Source organism: Polaromonas hydrogenivorans, assembly GCF_040105105.1.
Classification (GTDB): Bacteria; Pseudomonadota; Gammaproteobacteria; order Burkholderiales; family Burkholderiaceae_C; genus Polaromonas; species Polaromonas hydrogenivorans.
On sequence record NZ_CP157675.1, the window covers coordinates 3,478,795 to 3,500,627 of the forward strand.

The 21,833-nt window shown below is 65.3% G+C and carries 18 protein-coding genes; 2 read left to right on the forward strand and 16 right to left on the reverse strand.

Annotation, left to right across the window (positions count from 1 at the left end):
• The first annotated feature begins 103 nt into the window (after positions 1 to 103).
• Positions 104 to 1,171 carry an ABC transporter ATP-binding protein gene (locus ABLV49_RS16795; protein ID WP_349278203.1) on the forward strand — a complete coding sequence of 356 codons (1,068 nt, stop codon included), beginning with the start codon at positions 104 to 106 and terminating at the stop codon, positions 1,169 to 1,171.
• 70 nt (positions 1,172 to 1,241) lie between these two features.
• Here the strand turns inward: ABLV49_RS16795 and ABLV49_RS16800 are convergent, their stop codons facing one another.
• The 13 genes from ABLV49_RS16800 to ABLV49_RS16860 form a co-directional block, all read right to left on the reverse strand.
• A complete protein-coding gene (locus ABLV49_RS16800) occupies positions 1,242 to 1,673 on the reverse strand; it encodes a group II truncated hemoglobin (protein WP_349278205.1) in 432 nt (143 codons plus the stop codon).
• A gap of 14 nt (positions 1,674 to 1,687) precedes the next feature.
• Complete coding sequence (locus ABLV49_RS16805; protein ID WP_349278206.1) at positions 1,688 to 4,264, reverse strand: ABC transporter permease; 2,577 nt, start codon at positions 4,262 to 4,264, stop codon at positions 1,688 to 1,690.
• 279 nt (positions 4,265 to 4,543) lie between these two features.
• Entirely contained in the window at positions 4,544 to 5,422 is an 879-nt protein-coding gene (locus tag ABLV49_RS16810; protein WP_349278208.1) for a formate dehydrogenase accessory sulfurtransferase FdhD, read from the reverse strand.
• 66 nt (positions 5,423 to 5,488) lie between these two features.
• Positions 5,489 to 5,878 carry a hypothetical protein gene (locus ABLV49_RS16815; protein WP_349278210.1) on the reverse strand — a complete coding sequence of 130 codons (390 nt, stop codon included), beginning with the start codon at positions 5,876 to 5,878 and terminating at the stop codon, positions 5,489 to 5,491.
• A 20-nt stretch (positions 5,879 to 5,898) separates the two neighbouring features.
• Positions 5,899 to 7,092: a formate dehydrogenase subunit gamma gene (locus ABLV49_RS16820; RefSeq protein WP_349278211.1), complete on the reverse strand. Its 1,194-nt coding sequence runs from the start codon at positions 7,090 to 7,092 to the stop codon at positions 5,899 to 5,901.
• A gap of 16 nt (positions 7,093 to 7,108) precedes the next feature.
• Positions 7,109 to 7,336, reverse strand: coding sequence for a hypothetical protein (locus ABLV49_RS16825; RefSeq protein ID WP_349278213.1), 228 nt, complete (start codon positions 7,334 to 7,336; stop codon positions 7,109 to 7,111).
• A complete protein-coding gene (gene fdh3B / locus ABLV49_RS16830) occupies positions 7,333 to 7,953 on the reverse strand; it encodes a formate dehydrogenase FDH3 subunit beta (protein ID WP_349278215.1) in 621 nt (206 codons plus the stop codon). The genes ABLV49_RS16825 and fdh3B overlap by 4 nt, the downstream gene beginning before the upstream one ends.
• A gap of 12 nt (positions 7,954 to 7,965) precedes the next feature.
• The gene (locus ABLV49_RS16835) at positions 7,966 to 10,941 is read right to left on the reverse strand and encodes a formate dehydrogenase subunit alpha (protein WP_349278217.1); all 2,976 of its coding nucleotides are present in this window, start codon (positions 10,939 to 10,941) and stop codon (positions 7,966 to 7,968) included.
• A 53-nt stretch (positions 10,942 to 10,994) separates the two neighbouring features.
• Complete coding sequence (locus ABLV49_RS16840) at positions 10,995 to 11,201, reverse strand: formate dehydrogenase (RefSeq protein WP_349278219.1); 207 nt, start codon at positions 11,199 to 11,201, stop codon at positions 10,995 to 10,997.
• Between the two features lie 155 nt (positions 11,202 to 11,356).
• Complete coding sequence (locus ABLV49_RS16845) at positions 11,357 to 11,971, reverse strand: TorD/DmsD family molecular chaperone (RefSeq protein WP_349278221.1); 615 nt, start codon at positions 11,969 to 11,971, stop codon at positions 11,357 to 11,359.
• Between the two features lie 15 nt (positions 11,972 to 11,986).
• Positions 11,987 to 14,098, reverse strand: a complete 2,112-nt coding sequence (locus tag ABLV49_RS16850) for a 4Fe-4S binding protein (RefSeq protein WP_349278223.1) — start codon at positions 14,096 to 14,098, stop codon at positions 11,987 to 11,989.
• Positions 14,025 to 14,756 carry a DUF3306 domain-containing protein gene (locus ABLV49_RS16855; protein ID WP_349278225.1) on the reverse strand — a complete coding sequence of 244 codons (732 nt, stop codon included), beginning with the start codon at positions 14,754 to 14,756 and terminating at the stop codon, positions 14,025 to 14,027. Before ABLV49_RS16855 ends, ABLV49_RS16850 begins: the two co-directional genes overlap by 74 nt.
• The gene (locus ABLV49_RS16860; RefSeq protein WP_349278227.1) at positions 14,749 to 15,336 is read right to left on the reverse strand and encodes a DUF3305 domain-containing protein; all 588 of its coding nucleotides are present in this window, start codon (positions 15,334 to 15,336) and stop codon (positions 14,749 to 14,751) included. Before ABLV49_RS16860 ends, ABLV49_RS16855 begins: the two co-directional genes overlap by 8 nt.
• A gap of 170 nt (positions 15,337 to 15,506) precedes the next feature.
• Between ABLV49_RS16860 and ABLV49_RS16865 the strand changes: the two genes are divergently transcribed.
• Complete coding sequence (locus ABLV49_RS16865; RefSeq protein WP_349278229.1) at positions 15,507 to 16,004, forward strand: C40 family peptidase; 498 nt, start codon at positions 15,507 to 15,509, stop codon at positions 16,002 to 16,004.
• Positions 16,005 to 16,148: 144 nt separating this feature from the next.
• Here ABLV49_RS16865 and ABLV49_RS16870 read toward each other — a convergent pair whose 3' ends face one another.
• From ABLV49_RS16870 to ABLV49_RS16880, 3 genes are read right to left on the reverse strand one after another with little or no spacing between them, the layout of a single operon-like run.
• Entirely contained in the window at positions 16,149 to 17,072 is a 924-nt protein-coding gene (locus ABLV49_RS16870) for a L,D-transpeptidase (protein WP_349278231.1), read from the reverse strand.
• Positions 17,073 to 17,122: 50 nt separating this feature from the next.
• A complete protein-coding gene (gene fdhF / locus ABLV49_RS16875; RefSeq protein ID WP_349278233.1) occupies positions 17,123 to 19,999 on the reverse strand; it encodes a formate dehydrogenase subunit alpha in 2,877 nt (958 codons plus the stop codon).
• 1 nt (position 20,000) lies between these two features.
• Complete coding sequence (locus ABLV49_RS16880; RefSeq protein WP_349278235.1) at positions 20,001 to 21,791, reverse strand: NADH-ubiquinone oxidoreductase-F iron-sulfur binding region domain-containing protein; 1,791 nt, start codon at positions 21,789 to 21,791, stop codon at positions 20,001 to 20,003.
• Positions 21,792 to 21,833 lie beyond the last annotated feature (42 nt).

The following is a 21,833-nucleotide window of genomic DNA, read 5'->3' on the forward strand; positions in this document are numbered from 1 at the left end:
TAAAAGGCCATCGCCGGTGCAGGCCATGAGCCTCGCCCGCGTACGCCGTGGTGTTTGCAGCCAGTTACTGCAAATGAGAATTGTAATCATCTACAATTTGGCAATGTTCCTTGAAGTCACTCAACTCGGCGTGCATTACGCAGGAAGCGCCCACGCGGCGGTCGATGGCGTGTCGTTCAGTCTGGCAGCCGGCGAGATTGGCGTGCTGATTGGTCCATCGGGTTGCGGCAAGACCACCTTGCTGCGGGCCGTCGCGGGCCTGGAGCGCGCCCATGCAGGCACCATCCGCCTGGCCAAAGAACTCGTCAGCAGCCCCAGGCTCCATGTACCCGCCGAGTCGCGCAAGATCGGCATGGTGTTTCAGGATTACGCACTGTTTCCGCACCTGAACATAGCCAGCAACGTCGCGTTCGGCCTCACGCATTTGAACGCCGCCGCCCGCAGCCAGCGTGTGGACGAAGTGCTGGAACTGGTCAGCATGGGCCATGCCCACAAGCGCTTTCCCCACGAGCTGTCGGGCGGGCAGCAGCAGCGCGTGGCGCTGGCGCGGGCGCTGGCGCCGGGGCCGCGCCTGCTGCTGCTCGACGAACCCTTTTCCAATCTCGATGTTGATTTGCGCGAGCGGCTGGCGCATGAGGTGCGCGGCATATTGAAAGCCGCCGGCGCCACGGCCCTGTTCGTGACCCATGACCAGCTCGAAGCCTTTGCCATCGGCGACCGCATCGGCGTGATGCACGAAGGGCATTTGCACCAGTGGGACGATGCCTATGCGCTTTACCACCGGCCGGCAACCCGCTTTGTGGCCGACTTCATTGGCCACGGCGTTTTCGTTCCGGCCACGCTGACGCACCAGGGCAGCGGCGTGGTGGCGCGCACCCCGCTCGGCGACCTGGTCGGGCAGGATGAATGCCCGCTGCCGTCAAGCTACCCCCAGGGCGAATGCGACGTACTGCTGCGCGCCGACGACATCGTGCATGACGACACTTCGCCGGTGAAGGCCAGGATTGTCCGCAAGGCATTTCGGGGTTCGGAGTTTCTCTACACGATGCAGCTGGCCAGCGGCGAGGCCCTGCTGGCGCATGTGCCCAGCCACCACAACCACGCCGTTGGCGAGTGGGTCGGCATTCGGGCCGAAGTGGACCATGTGGTGACCTTTGTGCGCGAAGCCTGAGGCTGGAGCGGAGCCGCTCTAACCCAGGGCGGAAAGGAGAAAATCAAAAAACCCGAAAAACCGCCGGCTTTCACTCGCCCCGGTTGCGCATCCAGTCCGCTGTCTGGAAAAACGAGGCGTTCAGCCGGGCGCGCAGGGCTTCATCGACGCCGGTCTCAACCATCGCCTGGTCCATGCAGGCCAGCCACTGGTCGCGCTCTTTGATGCCGATGCTGCCGCCGCCGGTGTGTTGCGGCATGTGGCGCTGGCGCAGGCGCGGGTGGCCGAAGCGCTCGGTGTAGTGCTGCGGCCCGCCCAGCCAGCCGCACAGAAACCAGAACAGCCGCTCCCTGGCGTTGTCCAGCGTGCTGCCGTGGGCGGCCCGCAGCGCGGTGTACGCGGGCTCCAGGTCCATCAGGTCGTAGAACCGCTCGACCAGCGCCTTCACGCGCTCTTCGCCGCCTATCCAGGCGAACGGGGTTTCAAACGGCGGCGCGTCGGCGGGGGTTTCTTCGGTTGGCATAAGACATGAAAGGGTTATTGGGATTTGCGCAGCGTTTCTACCACGGGCGTGTTGAGCACCGCGCGCAGTCCCCACCAGCCGGCCGCCAGCGCCAGCGCGGCACCGGCCAGGCTGCCCAGCACCGGCACGCTCCATGAGCCGGTCCAGCTGAAATCGAACACATAGCGCGCCAGCCCCCAGCCGACGACCAGCGACACCAGCGACGCCAGGAAACCGGCCAGCAAACCGACGCCCGCCAGTTCGGCGCGCTGCACCTGCCGCAGCAGCGACGCCCGGGCGCCGACGGCGCGCATGATGGCGAATTCTCTAGCGCGCTCCTCGCGGGTCGCGGTGATGGCCGCGAACAGCACCACCAGTCCGGCCGCCAGCGTGAAGCCGAACAAAAATTCAACCGCCCGGATCACCTGGTCGAGCACCCGCTGCACCTGCGCCAGCGTGCTGCTCATGTCCACATTGGTGATGTTCGGAAAAGCCTTGACCAGGGTGTTGTCAAAGCTCTGCGGCCGGGGCTGGCCAGCCGTACCGGCCACCGGGTCCGCCGGCTCGGGCGCGCGAAAGGCGCTGATGAAGGACACCGGCACCTCGGCGGCCATCTGCGCCACCGGGTACATGACGAAGAAATTGACATGCATCGAACCCCAGTCCACCTTGCGCAAGCTGGTGATCTTCGCCTCGCTGGCCTGGCCGGCAATGTCAAAGCGCAGGCTGTCGCCCAACTTCAGGCCCAGCGTCTTGGCCAGGCCTTCCTCGACGCTGACGGCGTCCTTTTCGCCGGCGGTCCAGCGGCCCGCGACGACTTCGTTGTGGACCGGCTTGTCGGTGCTGTTGGACAGGTTGAACTCGCGCTCCACCAGCCGCCTGGCGCGGTCGTCTTCGTAATTGTCGGGCGTGATGTCCTTGCCGTTGACCGCCACCAGCCGGCCGCGAATCATCGGATACCAGTCGAACTTCTTCACGCCGCCGTCCCGCAGTGCCTGCTGGAAGGCGTCGCCCTGGTCGGGCTGCACGTTGATGACGAAGCGGTTGGGCGCGTCCGGCGGCGTCGCCTGGCGCCAGCTGCTGATCAGGTCGGTGCGCAGCAGCACCAGCAGCATCAGCGCCAAGAGGCCGATGGCCAGCGCGCTGGTCTGCACGACGGCATAGACCGGGCGGGCCGACAGCTGGCGCGTGGCCAGCACCAGCCAGCGCGGCGCCGTGGTTTCGTTGACGCTGGCGCGCAGCAGCCTGACGGCGGCGTAGCTGGCAGCGGCAAACACCAGCACCGCGCCCAGGAACCCGCCGACGGCGATCAGGCCGAGCTTCAAGTCGCTGCTCGCGGCCATCAGCAAGGCGGCAAAGCCCAGCATGCCCACGCCCAGCACCAGCATCGACGCGGGCTTGAGGTTGCCGACATCGCGGCGGATCACGCGCAGCGGCGGCACCTGGGCGAGCTGCAGCACCGGCGGCAGGCCAAAAGCCAGCAGCAGAGTCAGCCCCATGCCCATGCCGAAAGCCGCCGGCCAGAAGGTCGCGGCCGGCAAAGTGCTGCTGACCAGCCCGGCGAGCAGCAGCACGAACACGTAATGCACGGCAAAGCCCAGCGCCACGCCCAGCGCGCTGGCCGCCAGCCCGGCCAGCACGAATTCAAAGCTGTAGGCCAACGCAATCGTGCGCTGCGGCTGGCCCAGCACGCGCAGCATCGCGCAGTCGTCCAGGTGCTTGGACGCAAAGCTGCGCGCCACGATGGCCACGGCCACGGCGCTGAGCAGCGCGGCCAGCAGCGCGACCAGGTTCAGGAATTTCTCGGCCCGGTCCAGCGTCTGCTGCATCTCGGGGCTGCCGCTGTCCAGCGACTCCAGCCGCGCGCCGCGAAGGCCGGTTTCGGCAACCGGCTTTTTCATCTCATCGGTGGCCCAGCGGACATAGGACTTGACGGCCTGGGCGTCATCGCCCGCCACGGCAAAGCGGTAGCTGGTGCGGCTGGCCGGCTGGATCAGGCCGGTGGCCGCCACGTCCGCCTCGTTGACCATCACGCGCGGCGAAAAGCTCATGAAGCCGGCGCCCCGGTCGGGCTCCTGCACGATCACGCGGGTGACCCTGAAACTGGCGTCGCCCATCAGCAGCGGCTGGCCGAGCTTCAGCCCGAGCGCATCGAGCAGCGAGGCATCGGCCCAGGCGGTGCCGGGCGCGGGAATATCGCGGGTCGGCTGCGCGGTGCTTTCATCCAGGCTGTCAGCCACCTTCATGCTGCCGCGCAAAGGGTAGCCTTCGGGAACGGCCTTGAAGGCGACCAGCTTGCTGGCGCCGCCGTCCTCGTCGCGCGCCCGGGCCATGGTCGGAAAGGTGACGGTCGAGATGGCCGTCAGGCCGAGCGTCCGGGCTTTTTCAAGGAAGGCCGGCGCAATCGGGCCGTCGCTGCGGATGACCGCATCGCCGCCCAGCAGTTGCAGGGCGTCGCGCTTGAGCCCGCCATTGAGCCGGTCGGCAAAAAATCCGACCGCCGTGAGCGAGGCCACCGCCAGCGTGACCGCCACCATCAGCAGCCGCAACTCGCCGGCGCGCAGGTCGCGCAGCAGGGTTTTCCAGCCGAGCTTGAGAAAAAGAGTGTTCATGGGGCGTGACCTTAGCGCAGAAACGATAACGGGTGCGCAGTGAAGGGTTGCTGTGGTTGGCAATGTGCCGCCTGTCCTGCCCAGGCGGCACATTGCCGCGCGTCATTCCCGCGAAGGCGGGAATCCAGGTCTTCGTGCGGCGATGGATTCCCGCCTTCGCGGGAATGACAGCCATCACGATGAAAACCTATTTCCACGCCAAACCGGCCTTTTGCGCACGCCCCACATGCGCAGACAGCTATCAAAAAAAGAGTAACGAGCTTGCGCGCGAAGTTGGCCTCATCCCGCCTCCGTTCCAAAAGAAGAAGAAGAAGGCGCAGTCACCAGCCCCGGCTGCAGTTTCAGCCGCTGCGGGTGGGTGTAGCAGAGAAAGCGCTTGTTGGTGGCCCGGCCAATCGCGCACAGGCCCACCGATTGCGCCACCTGATGGCCCATCTGCGTGATGCCGCTGCGCGAAACGACGACCGGCACGCCCATTTGCGCCGACTTGATGACCATCTCGCTGGTCAGGCGGCCGGTGGTGTAGAAAACCTGGTTCGCATCACTGAAGGACGCGTTTTCGTTCATCCACATCCACCCGGCAATCGTGTCAATTGCGTTGTGCCGGCCCACATCCTCGACAAACAATAGCATCTCGGACTCCCCGGAAGCGGTCGAAAACAGCGCGCAGGCATGCACCGAGCCGGCCGACTTGTAGGTCGTTTCCTTGAGCCGGATGGTGTTGACCAGGCCGTAGAGCTGGCCTTGGGTGATGAATGCTTCGGCGGGCAGCCTGATGTTGTCCACCTCGTCCATCAGGCCGCCAAACACGCTGCCCTGCCCGCAGCCGGTCGTGACGACCCGCTGCGCGGTTTTTGCCTCGATGTCCTCAATGCCGTGGCGGGTCTTGACGGCGGCGGCGCCGACTTCCCAATCAACCGTGATGGATTCGATGTCGGCCACTTCCCGGACCAGGCGCTGGTTGCGCAGGTAGCCGAGCACCAGCAGTTCGGGATTCGCGCCCAGCGTCATCAGCGTGACCAGTTCGCGCTTGTCAACATAGACCGTCAGCGCGCGTTCGGCGGGAATCGAAACTTTCTGCAGCTCGCCGAATTCGTTGAGCGCCTCGATCTCGCTGGTCAAAGGGGCTTGGGCTTGCGTCAGGTAAGGAAGGGTCATGGGGGAAAGACTAGCGTAAAAAAGGCCGGCGCCTTGCGGCCCGGCCTTTGGAGGGAGATTGCGGTTTCATGGTTTTTTATCGGGATTCATCACCGCATCGGGCACCTTGCTGCTGGGCGGGCCGGCAGCGGTATCGGCCGGTGAATGCGCGCCCGAAGCTTCCAGCGGCTTGGCCGCTTCAGCCGGCGTGTACGCGAAAACGCCGGGGTCGGTGCACGGTGGCGTGGCCGTCGCCGGCTTGACCTCCTTGGCCGCCGCCTGGGCCGACTTGAAATAGCTGGCGGCGATCCGGTCCTGCGACTGGCACAACTGGTAGGCATCGACCTTGCCGGCCCACGCCGCCTTGGCCGCAGCTTCGTCAGATTTCGCCTTCACTTCGGGAGAAGGCGGCGGGAGCTTGGCCGTTGCCAGCGCGCAGGCGCCAAGCAGCAGGCCGGTGATCAGAAGTTTTTTCATGGAAATTCTCGCTCTTGTCTTCAGGCCTGGACGGTCGGGCCGGCGGGCGGCGCGGGTTCGCTGCGCTGCACCGGAATGCGGCCGGCCTTGATGTCGTCATACCAGAACTCATGGTGTTCTTTGGCCCAGGTTTCATCGACGTAGCCAGTCCTCATGCCCTCGTAGGCGCCTTCCATGCCAATCGTGCCGATGTAGATGTGGCCAGTGAACATGGCCATCATCAATACCGTGGCCACGGCATGCACCATGTGCGCGATCTGCATCGTGCCGCGCTCATACACCAGGCTGGGCAGCAGCTTGTCGAGCACCAGCCCCGATGCAACCACTACCATGCCGAGAAAAAAGACGCCGCCCCAGAACACCAGTTTTTCACCCGCGTTGAAGCGGTGCGACGGCACTTCCTTGCCCGACAACAGGCCGCCGCCCTTGAGCAGCCAGCGCAGGTCGCCCCGGCTGGGCAGGTTGTCGCGCACAAAGGTAAAAAACACGATCAGCAGCGAGACGACAAACACCGGCCCGGCAAAGTTGTGCAGGTTTTTCAGCGCATAGGCCAGCCAGCCGAACAGCATTGCGCCCATGACGGGCAGCGCAAAAAATTTGCCGAAGGCCATCACGATGCCCGAAATCGCCAGAATCGAAAACGCAATGGCGTTGGCCCAGTGCGCCGAGCGCTCAAAGGGCGTGAAGCGCTCGACCCTGCGGCCGGTTTTGGCGCCATGCAGCTTGATGCTGCCCTTGCCCATGTAGAACAGGGCAATCGCGCCGGCAACGATCAGCAGCAAGGCGCCGCCGTAGGGAATCAGCCAGTGGTTGCGCACCTGGCGCCAGGCTTCGCCGGCGTTGGTCAGGCGCGAGCCGGGGTACTGCACGAAGGGCTGGATCAGGTTGCCGGCTTCGGGCGCCTGGGCCTTGGGCAGGCTGCTGTAACCCGTCGCGCCCGCGCCGACCTGGTGCCACATGGGCGCATTGTTGCCGGGCTGGACCCGGGCGCGCTCGCCATTGGTCTGGCTGGCATAGCCCGGAGTCTCACTGGCATCGGGTTTGACTTCAAAGATATTCTGGCCCTGGATGCCGCCCACGGCAGCCGGCGCAGGCATGACGGCTGCTGGCGCCACCACGGAGGGCGATGAAGCGGCAGGCGCAGGCGCTTGCGCACCGGCCGCGCCCGCCAGGCCAATTGCTATTAAAAACAGAGCTAATTGCGCATGCTTCATAAGGCCTCCGCTGCGTTTATGTCTTGGAGTACTCGTTCTGGGAGTTTTGCATTCGGGCTTTGAGCCCCTGCTCCCAGCTGCTCTTGTCGCCCGGCTTCCAGCCCGGTGCGACAAACGGGTTTTGCGCCCCCTGAAACGCAGCCGCATCGCTTTTTCTGCCGCCCAGCGTCTGCGGCTTTTCACCGCAGGCCGACAGAGCGGCCAGGGCGACCAGAACCGGAACAAGCACGGCAAGGCGCGTCATGACTTGCCTCCTGCGGGCGGCTGGCCGGCCTGCCTGGAGCCGTAAGCCGTTCCCCAGCCCCAGACTTCGGCGCCCTTGCCGCGCTGCACCACGCGGTTGCGGAAAATGTCGGCCACCACGTCACCATCGCCGGCCAGCAGGGCCTTGGTCGAGCACATCTCGGCGCAGGCCGGCAGCTTGCCTTCGGCCAGGCGATTGCGGCCGTATTTTTCAAATTCGGCCTGGCTGCCGTTGACCTCGGGGCCGCCAGCGCAGAAGGTGCATTTGTCCATCTTGCCGCGCACGCCGAAGCTGCCGGTGGACGGAAACTGCGGCGCGCCGAACGGACAGGCATACGAGCAGTAGCCGCAGCCGATGCAGATGTCCTTGTCGTGCAGCACCACGCCTTCGTCGGTGCGGTAAAAGCAGTTGACCGGGCACACCGCCATGCAGGGCGCATCGCTGCAGTGCATGCAGGCGACCGAGATGGATTTTTCGCCCGGAACGCCGTCGTTGAGCGTGACCACGCGGCGGCGGTTGACGCCCCACGGCACCTCGTTTTCGTTCTTGCAAGCCGTGACGCAGCCGTTGCATTCAATGCAGCGCTCCGCATCACAGACAAATTTCATGCGTGCCATGGTATTTTTTCCTTATGCCTTTTCGACGTTGCAAACCGTCGTTTTCGTTTCCTGCATCATCGTCACGCTGTCGTAGCCGTAGGTGGTGCCGGTGTTGATGGCTTCACCGCGCACCACGGGCGCGGCGCCCGCCGGGTAGTAAGCCAGCATGTCGGCACCCTGCCAGCGCCCCGAAAAGTGGAAAGGCATGAACACCGTGTCAGGCCCGACGCGCTCGGTGACCAGCGCCTGCACATTCAGGCGCGCGCCGGTCGGCGTGCTGACCCAGGCGCGTTCGCCGTTGCGGATGCCTTTGTCGGCGGCCACCTTGGGGTTGATCTCGATGAACATTTCCTGCTGCAGCTCGGCCAGCCAGGGGTTGGACCGGGTTTCCTCGCCGCCGCCCTCGTACTCGACCAGCCGGCCGGAGGTCAGGATCAGCGGGAATTTTTCATGCACCTTGTCGGCGATGTTCTTGTCCTGCAGGGTCTTGTACAGCGTCGGCAGGCGCCAGAAGGCTTTCTTGTCGTCATGCGTCGGGTACTTGGCGACCAGATCGGGCCGGATGCCGTACAGCGGCTCGCGGTGCTGTGGAATCGCATCGGGGAAATTCCACACCACGGCACGCGCCTTGGCATTGCCGAACGGATGGCAGCCATGGTTTTTCATGACCACGCGGATGATTCCGCCCAACGAGTCGGTTTTCCAGTTCTTGCCTTCGGCGGCAGCTTTTTCGGCATCGCTGAGTTCGTCCCACCAGCCGAGCTTTTTCATCAAGAGGTGGTCAAACTCCGGGTAGCCGGTGGTGATGTCGGCGCCCAGCGAATGCGATCCGTCCTCGGCCAGCAGCGTCTTGCCTTCACGCTCGACGCCGAAGTTGGCGCGAAAGTTGCCGCCGCCTTCCATGACGTGTTTCGAGGTGTCGTAGAGGTTGGGCGAACCGGGATGCTTGAGTTCAGGCGTGCCATAGCAGGGCCACGGCAGGCCGAAATAATCGCCTGTTGTGTCGTAGCCGGTTTCCTTGTCCTTGCCGCCGCGCGATTTAAGCGTCTTGACATCGAACAGGTGCATGTTGCGCATGTGGGCCTTCAGGCGCTCCGGGCTCTGGCCGGTGTAGCCGATGGTCCAGCAGGTCTTGTTGATCTCGCGCAGGATTTCTTCGGGCATGGGCTCGTCCATGCCCCTGACTTGCTGCATCTTGAAGTTTTTGCTCAACTCCTTGCCAAAGCCCAGCCGGTCGGCGAACTGCTGCATGATCATGTGGTCGCTGCGGCTTTCCCACAGCGGCTCGATGACCTTTTCGCGCCACTGCAGCGAGCGGTTCGACGCCGTGACCGAGCCGCTGGTCTCGAACTGCGTGGCGGCCGGCAGCAGGTACACGGCACGGTTCGGATTGAGGTCTTCGGCCTTGCCCGGCATGGCGGCCATGGCGGCGGTGGCCGAAGGGTACGGGTCCACCACCACCAGCAGGTCGAGCTTGTCCATGGCCCGCTTCATCTCCAGGCCCCGGGTCTGGGAGTTGGGCGCATGGCCCCAGTAGAAAACCCCGCGCAGGTTCGAATCCTGGTCGATGAATTCGTTTTTCTCCAGCACGCCGTCAATCCAGCGCGACACCGTGATTCCGGGCTTGCCCATCATCGCCGGCGTTGCGTAGCGCCCCTTGATCCAGTCAAAGTCCACGCCCCAGGCCTTGGCGAAATGCTTCCACGAGCCTTCGGCCAGGCCGTAGTAGCCCGGCAGCGAATCGGGGTTGGGGCCGACATCGGTGGCGCCCTGCACGTTGTCATGGCCCCGGAAAATGTTGGTGCCGCCGCCGGACTTGCCGACATTGCCCAGCGCCAGCTGCAGGATGCAGGAGGCGCGCACGATGGCATTGCCGGTGGTGTGCTGGGTCTGGCCCATGCACCAGACGATGGTGCTGGGGCGGTTCTGGCTCATCATCGTGGCCACCTTCAGGACGGTGGCTTCGTTCACGCCGCAGGCTTCCTCGACCTTGTCCGGCGTCCATTTGGCCAGCACCTCTTCCTTGATCTTGTCCATGCCATAGACGCGATCGTTGATGTACTGAGTGTCTTCCCAGCCGTTCTTGAAGATGTGGTGCAGCACGCCGAAGAGGAAGGGAATGTCCGAACCCGAGCGCAGGCGCACGTATTCGTCGGCCTTGGCCGCCGTCCGCGTGAAGCGCGGATCGACCACGATCATCTTGCAGCCCTTTTCCTTGGAATGCAGCATGTGCAGCATGCTGACCGGATGGGCCTCGGCGGCGTTCGAACCGATGTACAAGGCGCACTTGCTGTTTTGCATGTCGTTGTACGAATTGGTCATGGCGCCGTAGCCCCAGGTGTTGGCCACGCCGGCGACCGTGGTCGAGTGGCAGATGCGGGCCTGGTGGTCGCAGTTGTTGCTGCCCCAAAAACTCATCCACTTGCGCAGCAGGTAAGCCTGCTCGTTGTTGTGCTTGGACGAACCAATCACATACACCGAGTCCGGGCCGCTTTCCTTGCGCAGCGCCAGCATGCGCTCCGTGATTTCATTCAGGGCCGTGTCCCAGCTGATGCGCTCGTATTTGCCATTGACCAGCTTCATGGGATAGCGCAGCCGGTATTCGCCGTGGCCGTGTTCGCGCAGGGCGGCACCCTTGGCGCAATGCGCGCCCAGGTTGATGGGCGAATCAAACACCGCTTCCTGGCGCACCCAGACGCCGTTTTCAACCACCGCATCGACCGCGCAGCCGACCGAGCAGTGCGAGCAGACGGTGCGCTTGACCTCGATTTTCGAGTTGCCACCGGCCTCGCCGGGCGCGGCTGCCCTGGCTTTCCTGACCAGCGCCAGCTGGCTCGCCGCCAGGCCGACGCCGACGCCCAGACCGGAACGCCGCAGGAAGGCGCGCCGGTCCATGGTCGGCAGCGCGTTGGACAGGCCGCGCGCCAGGCTTTGCACAAAGCGCGCGGTGCCAGGGCGATGCGCTGCTTGACCCGAAAGGCCGGGAGATTTTTTCGTGAGCAGCATGAAGCTCTCCGTGAGAATTGGAAACGGGGAAACGGGGAAGCGGGGGGAAGGAATCAGACGCGCGCGGTTTGGTAGTAGCGCTCGACATGCTCGGAGAGGCTGTAGCCACCGCCTTTTTCAGGCGCTGGCTTGGGCGGCGCCACGGCGACTTCAGCCACCTGCACGCCAGGCAGCGCCATCACGGCTGCGGCGGCCGCTCCGGTGGCGGCGGCACCGAAAAAGAAACCCCGGCGCGAAGGTTTTGGCGGGCTGTCGTGCATTTGTCTCTCCCTGAAAATTGACTGCTATGCAACTGCTTTCATAACTGTACGCCTGACAAAGATGCACCACAATGGTTCGCGGAACGCAAAGCTGCAAACCAAGGGAAAACCATCAGTCATTGGTGGTGGCGTACAGCGCGGCCTTTAAAACCACGTCAGTCCAGCATGTCGAAACCTTGCGATTCGACGCCGGTGAAGGATTGCGTGAAGACCGCAACGGTACGGTAGAAGCGCGCCTTCGGATGCTGCATGACGGCCTCGCACATCATGGGAAACCAGGGCTGGACATGACGCGTGAAGAACTCGCGCTGGCGTGTCAGGTTGGCCACTTCCACATCGTCGCCCGCAATCAGGTAGCGCATGACTTCGCAAATATAGGCCGCATGGTCTTCGGTATCAAGCATGGCCTCGTCGCGCGCCAGGCCGAGCGCCGCCAGGTCGGCGCGCAGGGCCGCCAGCGGTTTTTCATTGAGGAATCCGCTGAGGTAGTGGGAGCCGAACAGATAGACCTCGGGCTTGCCGACACCGCCAAACAGGGCGTCGTATTCACGGGTAGCGTCAGCCAGCGAATGTTCGCGCGCGCTGGCAACCAGCTCGCCCCATGGGCTTTCGAGCAGGGCGCCGGCAGCCGGGGCTTGGGTAATGGCGACGCGCAGCCTGTCGTAAAGATCAGCGCTGGGCGCTGCATAGAACAGCGCGGCAAGCAATCCGTACACCTCGGCGCGCGCGGTTTCTTCGTCCAGGGTGGAGGCTGTGAGTTGGGCTTGCATGGGTTCCGGGATGGGTTAGCGGATGTCGGTAATCCGGATTTCGTTGTCGGCCGAGTAGATGTCGATCACGCGGCAGTCGCTGCACATCTTCAGGCGATCCGCCGCCGCGCCCTGGAACATGGCATGCCCGGCCAGTTTGCCCAGCATGGCTTCAATCGCCTTGAGCGTGCCGAAGGGCCGGCTGCAGCGGATGCAGGCATAGGGCTGCATGGCGTTGAGCACCACGGCTTCCTTGCGCTGCGGCGTGAGGCGAAGCTGCGGCAGCAGCGCCAGCGCGTTTTCCGGGCAGGTCTTGACGCACAGGCCGCACTGCACGCAGTTCTTCTCGATGAACTTGAGCTGCAGGCTGTCCGGGTTGTCCTGCAAGGCGCTGGCCGGGCAGGCGTTGACGCAGCTCAGGCACAGCGTGCAGGCGTCCTTGTCGATGGCCAGGCCGCCCAGCGGCGATGCGGCCGGCAGCGCAATCACTTCGGCCTTGAGCGGCGTTACCGGCGTGACCAGCGTGACCGGCGACTGCGCCATCAAATGGTCGAGCGCCATCTCCAGCGTGGCGCGCTTGTCGGCCTGCACGGCAAAACCGGCCGCCTGCGCCACGCCCTGCGCCGGCGCCGCCTGCAACTGCCCATCGAGCCCGGCCAGGTCGCGCGCGTCCTTCGCGTCAAGGATGCGAAAATGTTCGCCTTGGTAGCCCAGCCCGGCGAGGATGGCCTGCGCCACGTCCATCTGCTCGCGAACGGCTTCGCGGTACTGCGGCGCTTCTTCGCCCGTCATCAGCACCCAGACCTGCGACGCGCCATAGGCAATGCTTGAGAGCCACAGTTCCAGGCCGATTGAAGCGGTATGAAACAGGCCCAGCGGCATCACCCGCGCCGGCACGCCACGGATCGCCGGGTCAAGCCGGGCCATGCGGCCCAGGTCGCCGAGCAGCCGCGTTCCGGCTTCCTGGCTGTGCAGCAACAGCGCGGCGTTCTTGCCTCCCGCCCTGGCGTAGGTGCCCAGCAGGGTCTTGATTTTGGCGCCCTGCTCGGCCGGACGCGGATAGGCGTAAGAGATGGCGCCGGTCGGGCAGACCGTGGTGCAGGCGCCGCAACCGACGCACAGGCTGGCGTTGACTTTAATTTGCTGGCGGCTCTTTTCGCTGCTGATGGCCGAGGCCGAGCAAACGTCAATGCAGGCGCTGCAGCCGGTTTTTTCATTGCGGCTGTGGGCGCACAGCTTTTGCCTGTAGTTGAAGAACTTGGGCTTTTCAAACTCGCCGACCAGCGCGCGCAGCTGCAAGAGCGTGCGGCTGTCCTGGCCGTCCCAGCGGAAATAGCCCTGTGGCAGCGCATGCTGGGTGAACGCCGGCGTGGCGCGCAGGTCGAGCACCAGGTCGAATTTTTCGCTCAGGCTTTGCGGCTCGCGGCTGAAATCAATCGCACCGGCCATGCCGCACGCCTTGACACAATCGCGATGGGACTTGCACAGGGCGCTGTCAATCTGGTAGTCGAAACCGATGGCGCCTTCGGGGCAGGCCGACAGGCAGGCATTGCAGCGGGTACACAGGTCCAGGTCAATCGGGTTGCTGCGCGTCCAGTTCAATTCAAACGCGCCCAGCCACCCGGTCAGTTGCTTGATTTTCCCGGCCAGCACCGGATAGCGCCGCTCCTGCAAGCCGCCGCCCTGGCCCGCGCCCAGGCTGAACAGCGTGACATCGAGCGCATCCGCTACCAGTTCGGCAGCGCGCTCGGCCGCATCGAGTTCGCCGATGATGAGCAGGCGACCGGCGCTTGTGTAGGTCACCGTCGGCACGGGTTCGGCGTCGGGCAGATGCGCCAGCGCCAGCAAGGCGGCAATCTTCGGGCTGGCCTGCGCAGCGTCCTTGCTCCAGCCGCCGGTCTCGCGGATATTGACGAACCTGATGACTGAAGTGGCACCTTCGGTCTGCTGCGCCACTTCGGCGAACAGCCGCGTTTCCTGGGTGCAGGCCACGACCACGTCGTCGCCGGACTGGATCGCCTTCTGGAACGCCCCAGCTTCGCGCCGGCACAGCGCCGAATGCAGCGTCAGGTTTTCATCCAATGCCGCGCCCAGCGCTCGCGGCTGGAGGGGCATGGTCTGGTTGCAGTCGCAAATGAGGGTTGGCATGGTCGTCGTGTTGGCTGGCGCCTGAGCTGTCGGCAGGCTCGGGCTGGCTGGGATGCTCGGAACTGACGCGCTGGGGACTGCTGGTGTCCGGGAAATCATCGGACTGTGCCACGGTTTCAGGCGCGGGGTTATTGGGGTTATCGGCAGGCCCGGATGCAGCGTCGCCCTGCGTTAGCGCGCTGCCCTGGCCTTTTGCGGCCTCTTCCTCTTCTTCCTCGTCAAAAATCTTCAGCAGCTTCGCGCCGACCATCTGGCGCAGCATGGCCTGCGGGATCGGGTCGGGCCGGGAGTAGTCGTCAATATAAGTATCCAGTCCGTCCATGACGTTGTAGTGCGGGTCGGTGAACAGCTTTTTCATCGCGGCGTTGCGCACGTCGCTGCCCACGTTGCGCGCCATGAAGGGCTTGAAGTCGGAGTCCCGGGTCAGCAGCTTCACATCGTCGAGGGACAGCAGTTTTTCGGGCGGCCCTGCCGGAGGCATGCCAGGCGATGGCGCGTCTGCCGGGGCGGATGTTGCCGGGCCAGCGGCAGCGGCAACTTCGGCCACGGACACGGTGTTTGCGGGCGCGGCGGGCTCGTCGTCCAGCGGCCTGCCCTGCAGCGCATCGGTCTTGCGGCGCGCCCAGCGGCCGAGGAATCCGGGGTGCTCTTCAGCCATGCCCGCCTCCGCCGAACTTCTTTTCGGTACTCACGCGCGCCGGGCTGCCGAAGCGGTCCACCAGCGGCTTGAAGCTTTGCGGGCGCTGGCGGCGCTTGGCTTCGAGCACATGGTGTTCATCGACAAAATGCTGCATCCACTGCACCACATCGGGCGGCGCGGGCACCTGCTCGACGGTTTCCTGCGCGTCGAGCCAGCGGCCGGCATCGTGGTAGCTCAGCGTGACGATCTGCGGCACGGCGACGGGTTCGTCGGCCAGCGCAGCTTCTTCTTCCATGCGCCAGACCACCCAGAAACACGGCTGCGGCGTGGTCACGTTGAGGTAATAGCCTTCGGCATCGCCCCGGTGCAGTTCCACCCGGAAGCCGGGGTGCAGCCAGCGCTCTTCATTCGCATCTTTCAGCAGCAGGCGCGGCTGCCGGCCGAAGCCGTCCTCATGCGGCACGACATCGGCCAGCACCCAGCGCCAGGGCTGCCAGGCGCTGGCGATGCGCTCGCGGCGCATGACCACGGCCACGTCCATGCACGGGCGGCGAAGGGCCTCGTCGGACTCGGGAGACTGCACCAGAAAGTCAGGCATGCCGGCAGTGTACGGCGGCCCGCCTGCATGCCAGCATGAGGGTTTTTGCGCCTGGCGCTGCGGTAGGATGGCGACCGGAACCGCCTGCATTTTGCAAGCCGTCCGGGCCAATCCCATGGGCTTGCGCCGGCAGGCACCCATCGCCGGACTTTTTGAGTGGAGTCTTTTTCATGCACCATCCAACGTATTCCCGCCGGGGCCTGGGCCGGCTGCTGGGCTGCCTGACGCTGCTGGCGGCTACCGGCTGCGCGACCCGGCCGGCCACGGGTCCGCGCTCCTTGAAGTCCGCGCAGGCCGGAAGCGACATCGCCCTGTTTGCGCTCTCGCTGCTCGACATGCCTTACGTGTCGGGCGGACGCGGACCGGCAACGGGATTCGACTGCTCCGGGCTCGTCTCGCATGTGTACCTTCAGGCCGCCGGCATCCGCCTGCAGGGCAGCGCGGCGTCCATGGCCAAGGCCGCGCGCCCGGTCAGCCCGGCCGACCTGCTGGCCGGCGACCTGGTTTTTTTCAACACGCTGGGCTACGCCTTTTCGCATGTCGGCATCTATGTCGGCGACGGCCGGTTCGTGCACGCCAGCAACCCGCGCACCGGCGTGAGAACCGACCGGCTCGACAGCAAATACTACGCAGCCCGCTTTGAAGCGGCAAAAACGCTGCTGGGCTAAGCGCGCTGCAGCAGATTGCCATGGCGGGACACCCGAATCGCCCCGCCCCATCCTCTGGCAGGCACTACAAAATCAATAGCATACTGTGCAGGCAGACCATGCGCAAAGCCGCTATTTCATCCATAAGTAGCGATGGACGGCGGATCAGCGCTTCGCCGGCAGCGGTGACCAGGCCGGCCGCGCCTTGCGCTGCGTGTCCACGACGACCAGATAGCGGCCCGGCGATGGCGTGGGCGTGCGGTCCTCGCGCAGCACCCACAGCTGGTCTCCGCTGGCCACTGCGCGTTCGTAGTCTTCATCGAGCAGGGCATGGCGGTCGATGAAATCATTGAGCGTTGCCGGAATGCGCACGCAGCCTTCGGACTGCGCCGTGCCCAGGCGCGGCTCCGCCAGAACGGGATCGGTGGAATGCATCTGCAGCCGCAGCTTGCCCATCGCGCCATCGCCCCAGCCGCGCGGCGACTCGACCCAGCCAAAGTCGTAGATGCGCAGGCCCTTGACGCCATAGCCGCGAAAACCGAGCTTGTTCTTCGTGCCCTCGGCGCGAAAGTCCGGGTTCGCCATCGAATGGTCAAAAACGCCCAGCGAGGTCAGGAAATGCTCGTAACGCCCCGGCAGGCCGGTCGATACCGGCGTGGCCCCGATGAAGCCCCAGCCGCGCTCGGCCGAACCCCAGTACAGCAGCGCGGCCTGCACCTGCGGGCTGCGGTCCACCAGCACGATGAACTGGGGCGCGGCCAGCGTCACCTGCGCCTTGGCCAGCGCGCCTTGCAGACGCAAGGCATACGCCACACGCTCGTCGTCGGGCAGCAGCAGGCGCGGGGCAACATCGCGCGCAAACTCGGCGGCCAGCGGTACCGGGCCGGCAGATTCCACGCCATCGGCCAAAGCGCTTGACGCCAGCGCCGGGGTGCTCAGGCCCAAGCCGAGAAAAGCGCCCAGCGCGAAGGTCGCCGCCCGCCTGCGCAGCAACCGCCCGGTTTGAGCCATGGACCGGGACGCCAGGCCAGCAGCGCCCCCGGCCTGTATTTTTTTGAGCAGCGGTATGTCAAGAAGTCCAGTATTCATGAACTCATTGTGCGCGAGCACCGCGCTACCTTATCCAGCCCAGGGTTTGCTCAGCTGCCGCTGGCCGCGTGGGCCAGGTAACCCGAAGCCGCCGGCGCCGTTCCACCATGCCGTATCGCCACCGCGCAGTACTTGAATTCCGGGATTTTCCCGAACGGGTCGAGCGCGGCATTGGTCATCAGGTTCGCCGCCGCCTCGTAGTAGGCAAACGGGATGAACACCGCGCCCGGCGGCGTGCCGTCGTCGCGGCGCACATGGATCGCCACCCGCCCCCGGCGCGACTGCACCGTGGCCACATCGCCCGGCGCCAGCCCCAGCGCGAGCAGGTCAGCGCCGCACAGCGAGGCCGTGGCCATCGGCTCCAGCGCATCGAGCACTTCCGAGCGCCGCGTCATGCTGCCGGTGTGCCAGTGCTCCAGCTGCCGGCCGGTGATCAGCACGAAGGGAAATTCGGCGTCTGGCCGCTCGTTGGCCGGAATGATGTCGGCCGGTACCAGGTGCACGCGGCCGTCGTCGGTGTCGAAATGGTCCATGAACACAATCGGCGCGCCGGGGTCGCCCTCGCTCAGGCACGGGTAGGTCACGCTTGATTCGCGCACCAAGCGTTCCCAGGTGATGCCTGCAATGGCCGTGTGCATGGCCTGGCGCATTTCCTCATAGACCGCCGCGACGCCGTGGTGCTCACCCGCGTAATCCCAGTCCAGCCCCATGCCGGCGGCCATCTGCTGGACGATCCACAGGTCCGGCCTAGCGTCGCCGGGCGGCTCAATCGCCTGCTGGCCGAGCTGCACCATGCGGTCGGTGTTGGTGACGGTGCCGGTTTTCTCGGGCCAGGCGCTGGCGGGCAGCACCACATCGGCCAGCCAGGCGGTTTCGGTCATGAAGATGTCCTGCACCACCAGGTGCTCCAGGCTGGCCAGCGCGTGGCGCGCATGGTTCAGGTCTGGGTCACTCATGGCCGGGTTCTCGCCCATGATGTACATGCCGCGAATCTTGTGCGGGTCGCTGTCTGGTGCGAGGATTTTGTGCATGATTTCCACCACCGTATAGCCGGGCTGGTCGTCCAGCTTCATGCCCCAGAAATTTTCGAACCAGCCGTGCGCGGCCTGGTTGGTCACGCGCTGGTAGTTCGGGAACATCATCGGGATCAGGCCGGCGTCGCTGGCACCCTGCACATTGTTCTGGCCGCGCAGCGGATGCAGGCCCGAGCCGGGCTTGCCGATCTGGCCGGTGACGGCGCTCAGCGCGATCAGGCAGCGCGCGTTGTCGGTGCCGTGGACATGCTGGCTCACGCCCATGCCCCACAGGATCATCGCGCCTTTGGCCCTGGCGAATTCACGCGCCACCTCGCGCAGCGTGTGCGCCGGGATGCCGCAGATCGGCGCCATGGCCTCGGGGCTGTAGCCCTTGACGTTTTCCTTCAAGGCTTCGTAGTTGTTGACCCGCTGGCTGATGAATTCCTGGTCCGTCAGCCCCTCGTCGATCACCGTGTAGATCAGCGCATTGAGCATCGCCACGTCGGTGTCGGCCTTGAACTGCAGCGTGCGCCAGGCGTGCCGGCCGATGTCGGTGACGCGCGGGTCGGCCAGCACGATCTTCGCGCCCTTTTTTGCGGCGTTCTTCATCCAGGTCGCCGCCACCGGATGGTTGCCCGTCGGGTTCGAGCCGATGACAAAAATCAGACCCGCGTTTTCCACGTCGTGCACCTGGTTGCTGACCGCCGCCGAGCCCACGCCCTCTAACAGCGCCGCCACGCTCGACGCATGGCACAGCCGGGTGCAATGGTCCACGTTGTTGCTGCCGAAGCCGGTGCGCACCAGTTTCTGGAACAGGTAGGCCTCTTCATTGCTGCCCTTGGCCGAGCCAAAACCGGCCAGCGACTTTTTGCCCTTGGTGTCGCGCAGGTTTTTCAGCGCGCCGGTGGTCAGCGCCAGCGCTTCGTCCCAGGTCGCTTCGCGGAACACCTCCGACCAGTCGGCCGTGTGGCGGTTGAGATGCTGCAGCGCTTGCGGGTCCTTGGCCACGCCGGCCTTGCGGATCAGCGGCACCGTCAGCCGCTGCGGGCTGTGCGCGTAGTCAAAGCCGAAGCGGCCCTTGACGCACAGCCGCGAATGGTTGGCCGGGCCGTCGCGGCCATCGACGCTCACTATTTTGTTGTCCTTGACGTTGTAGGTCAGCAGGCAGCCGACGCCGCAGAACGGGCAGACCGAATCGACCTTTTTATCGACGATTTGCGAGCCGACCTGGGTCTTTGGCATCAGCGCGCCGGTCGGGCAGGCCTGCACGCATTCGCCGCAGGCCACGCAGGTGCTCTCGCCCATCGGGTCGTTCAGGTCGAACACGATTTCGCTGTGCGCGCCGCGCAGGGCAAAGCCGATCACGTCGTTGACCTGTTCCTCGCGGCAGGCGCGCACGCAGCGATTGCACTGGATGCAGGCGTCGAGGTTCACGGCCATGGCGGGATGGGACAAATCGGCCTTGGGCTGCTCGCGGCGCAGGGCCTTGAGTTCGGGGCGCACGGTGACCTTCAGGCGCGCCGCCCAGTCGCTGAGTTCGCCGTGCTGCAGCGACTCGTCGTGCTCATTCCATTTGTAGCCTTGTTCGGGCATGTCCGACAGCAGCAGTTCCAGCACCATCTTCTGGCTCTTCACGGCGCGCTCGCTGCTGGCCTGCACCTCCATGCCCGCCGTCACGCTGCGGCAGCAGCTAGGCGCCAGGGTGCGCTCGCCCGCGATTTCGACCACGCAGGCGCGGCAGTTGCCGTCGGGGCGCAGGCCGTCCTGGTAGCAAAGGCGCGGAATCCGCACGCCATGGCGCTCGGCGGCCTTGAGGATGGTTTCGCCCTCGAAGGCGTGAATTGTTTGATGGTCGAGCGTGAAGGCGACGGTTGGCAGTGCGACTTCAGCAGCTTGGGCTCGTGCGTTCATGTCAAACCACCTCATGGGCAAAATATTTCTGGACGCAGCGCACCGGGTTGGGCGCCGCCTGACCCAGGCCGCAAATCGACGCATCGGTCATCACAATATTCAAGTCTTCCAGCGTGGCGTTGTCCCAGCGGGGCGCTTCCATCAGCTTCGCAGCCTTCGCCGTGCCGACGCGGCACGGCGTGCACTGGCCGCAGCTCTCGTTCGCAAAAAACCGCATCATGTTCAGCGCCGCGTCGCGCGCCTTATCATGCTGGCCGAGCACGATGACGGCGGCCGAGCCGATGAAACCGCCGTGCGGCTGCAGGGTGTCGAAGTCCAGCGGCACATTGGCATGGCTGGCCGGAAAAATCCCGCCCGACGCGCCGCCCGGCAAATAGGCATAGAGCGTGTGGCCGTCCGCCATGCCGCCGCAATACTCGTCAATCAATTCCAGCAACGTGATGCCGGCCGGCGCCAGCTTGACGCCCGGCTGCTTCACCCGCCCGCTGACGCTGAAGCTGCGCAGCCCCTTGCGGCCATTGCGGCCAAAGCCGCTGAACCACTGCGGGCCTTTTTGCACGATGTCGCGCACCCAGTACAGGGTTTCGAAGTTGTGCTCCAGCGTCGGCCGGCCAAACAGGCCGACTTGCGCGATGTAGGGCGGCCGCATCCGGGGCTCGCCGCGCTTGCCTTCGATGCTTTCGATCATGGCGGATTCTTCGCCGCAGATGTAGGCGCCGGCGCCCCGGCGCAACTCGATTAGCGGCAGCGGGCACGGCGGGTCGGCCTGCAGCTTGGCGATTTCGGCCTGCAGCATCGCGCGGCAATCGTGGTATTCGTCGCGCAAATAGATGTAGCAGGCCTCGATGCCCACCACCTGCGCGGCGACCAGCACGCCTTCGAGGAAGCGGTGCGGGTCGCGCTCCAGGTAAACCCGGTCCTTGAAGGTGCCGGGCTCGCCTTCGTCGATGTTCACCGCCATCAGGCGCGGCGCGCTCTGGCCCTGCACGATGCGCCATTTGCGCCCCGCCGGGAAACCCGCGCCGCCCAGACCGCGCAGGCCGGAATTCTCCATGGCGTGAAGGACGCGCTCGGCGTCCTCTTCCCCATTCACCAGCGACGCCGCCAGCGCATAGCCGCCGTGGGCGCGGTAGGTGGCGTAATCGGTATGGCCGGGCAGCTCGGGAATGCTTTTTTCCGCCCAATCAGACGCTACAAAATTAATAGCTTCTTGCGCCCGTGGGTAGTGCGCAAAAGCACTATTTGATGCATGAACCACGGATTCCGGCGTGGCAAACGGCACCGGCGTCTGATGCACCACCGCCACCGGCGCCTGTTCGCAGCGGCCCAGGCACGGCGCGGCAATCACCCGCACATCGGGCGCGCCCAGCAAGGCCGGCAGGCGCGCCAGCAAATCCTGCGCGCCGGCCATCTCGCAGCTCAGCCCGTCGCACACGCGCACTGTCAGGCCGGGCGCGGCGTCGTCGCCCTTGACGACTTCGAAGTGGTGATAGAACGTCGCGACTTCGTACACCTCGGCCATGGGGATGTTCATCTCTTTCGCCAGCGCGACCAGGTGGCGGTCGTGCAGGCAACGGTACGCGTCGTTGAGCCGGTGCAGATGCTCGATCAGCAGGTCGCGGCGGTGGCCGTCTGCCGGGCGCACGCCAATCAGCGCGCGAACTTCTTCAAGCGATGCGTCGTCGGCCTGCCGGCCCTTGAGCTTGCTCTTGCGGCGGATGCGGTCGCGCAGCTGGTCCACCGTGGCGATTCGGACGGCGGGAATGTCTGGACTCTGGCTGGAGGGATTCATGCGGCACTGTGGCTTGCTGCCGCTGGTACGTCAAATTGAATC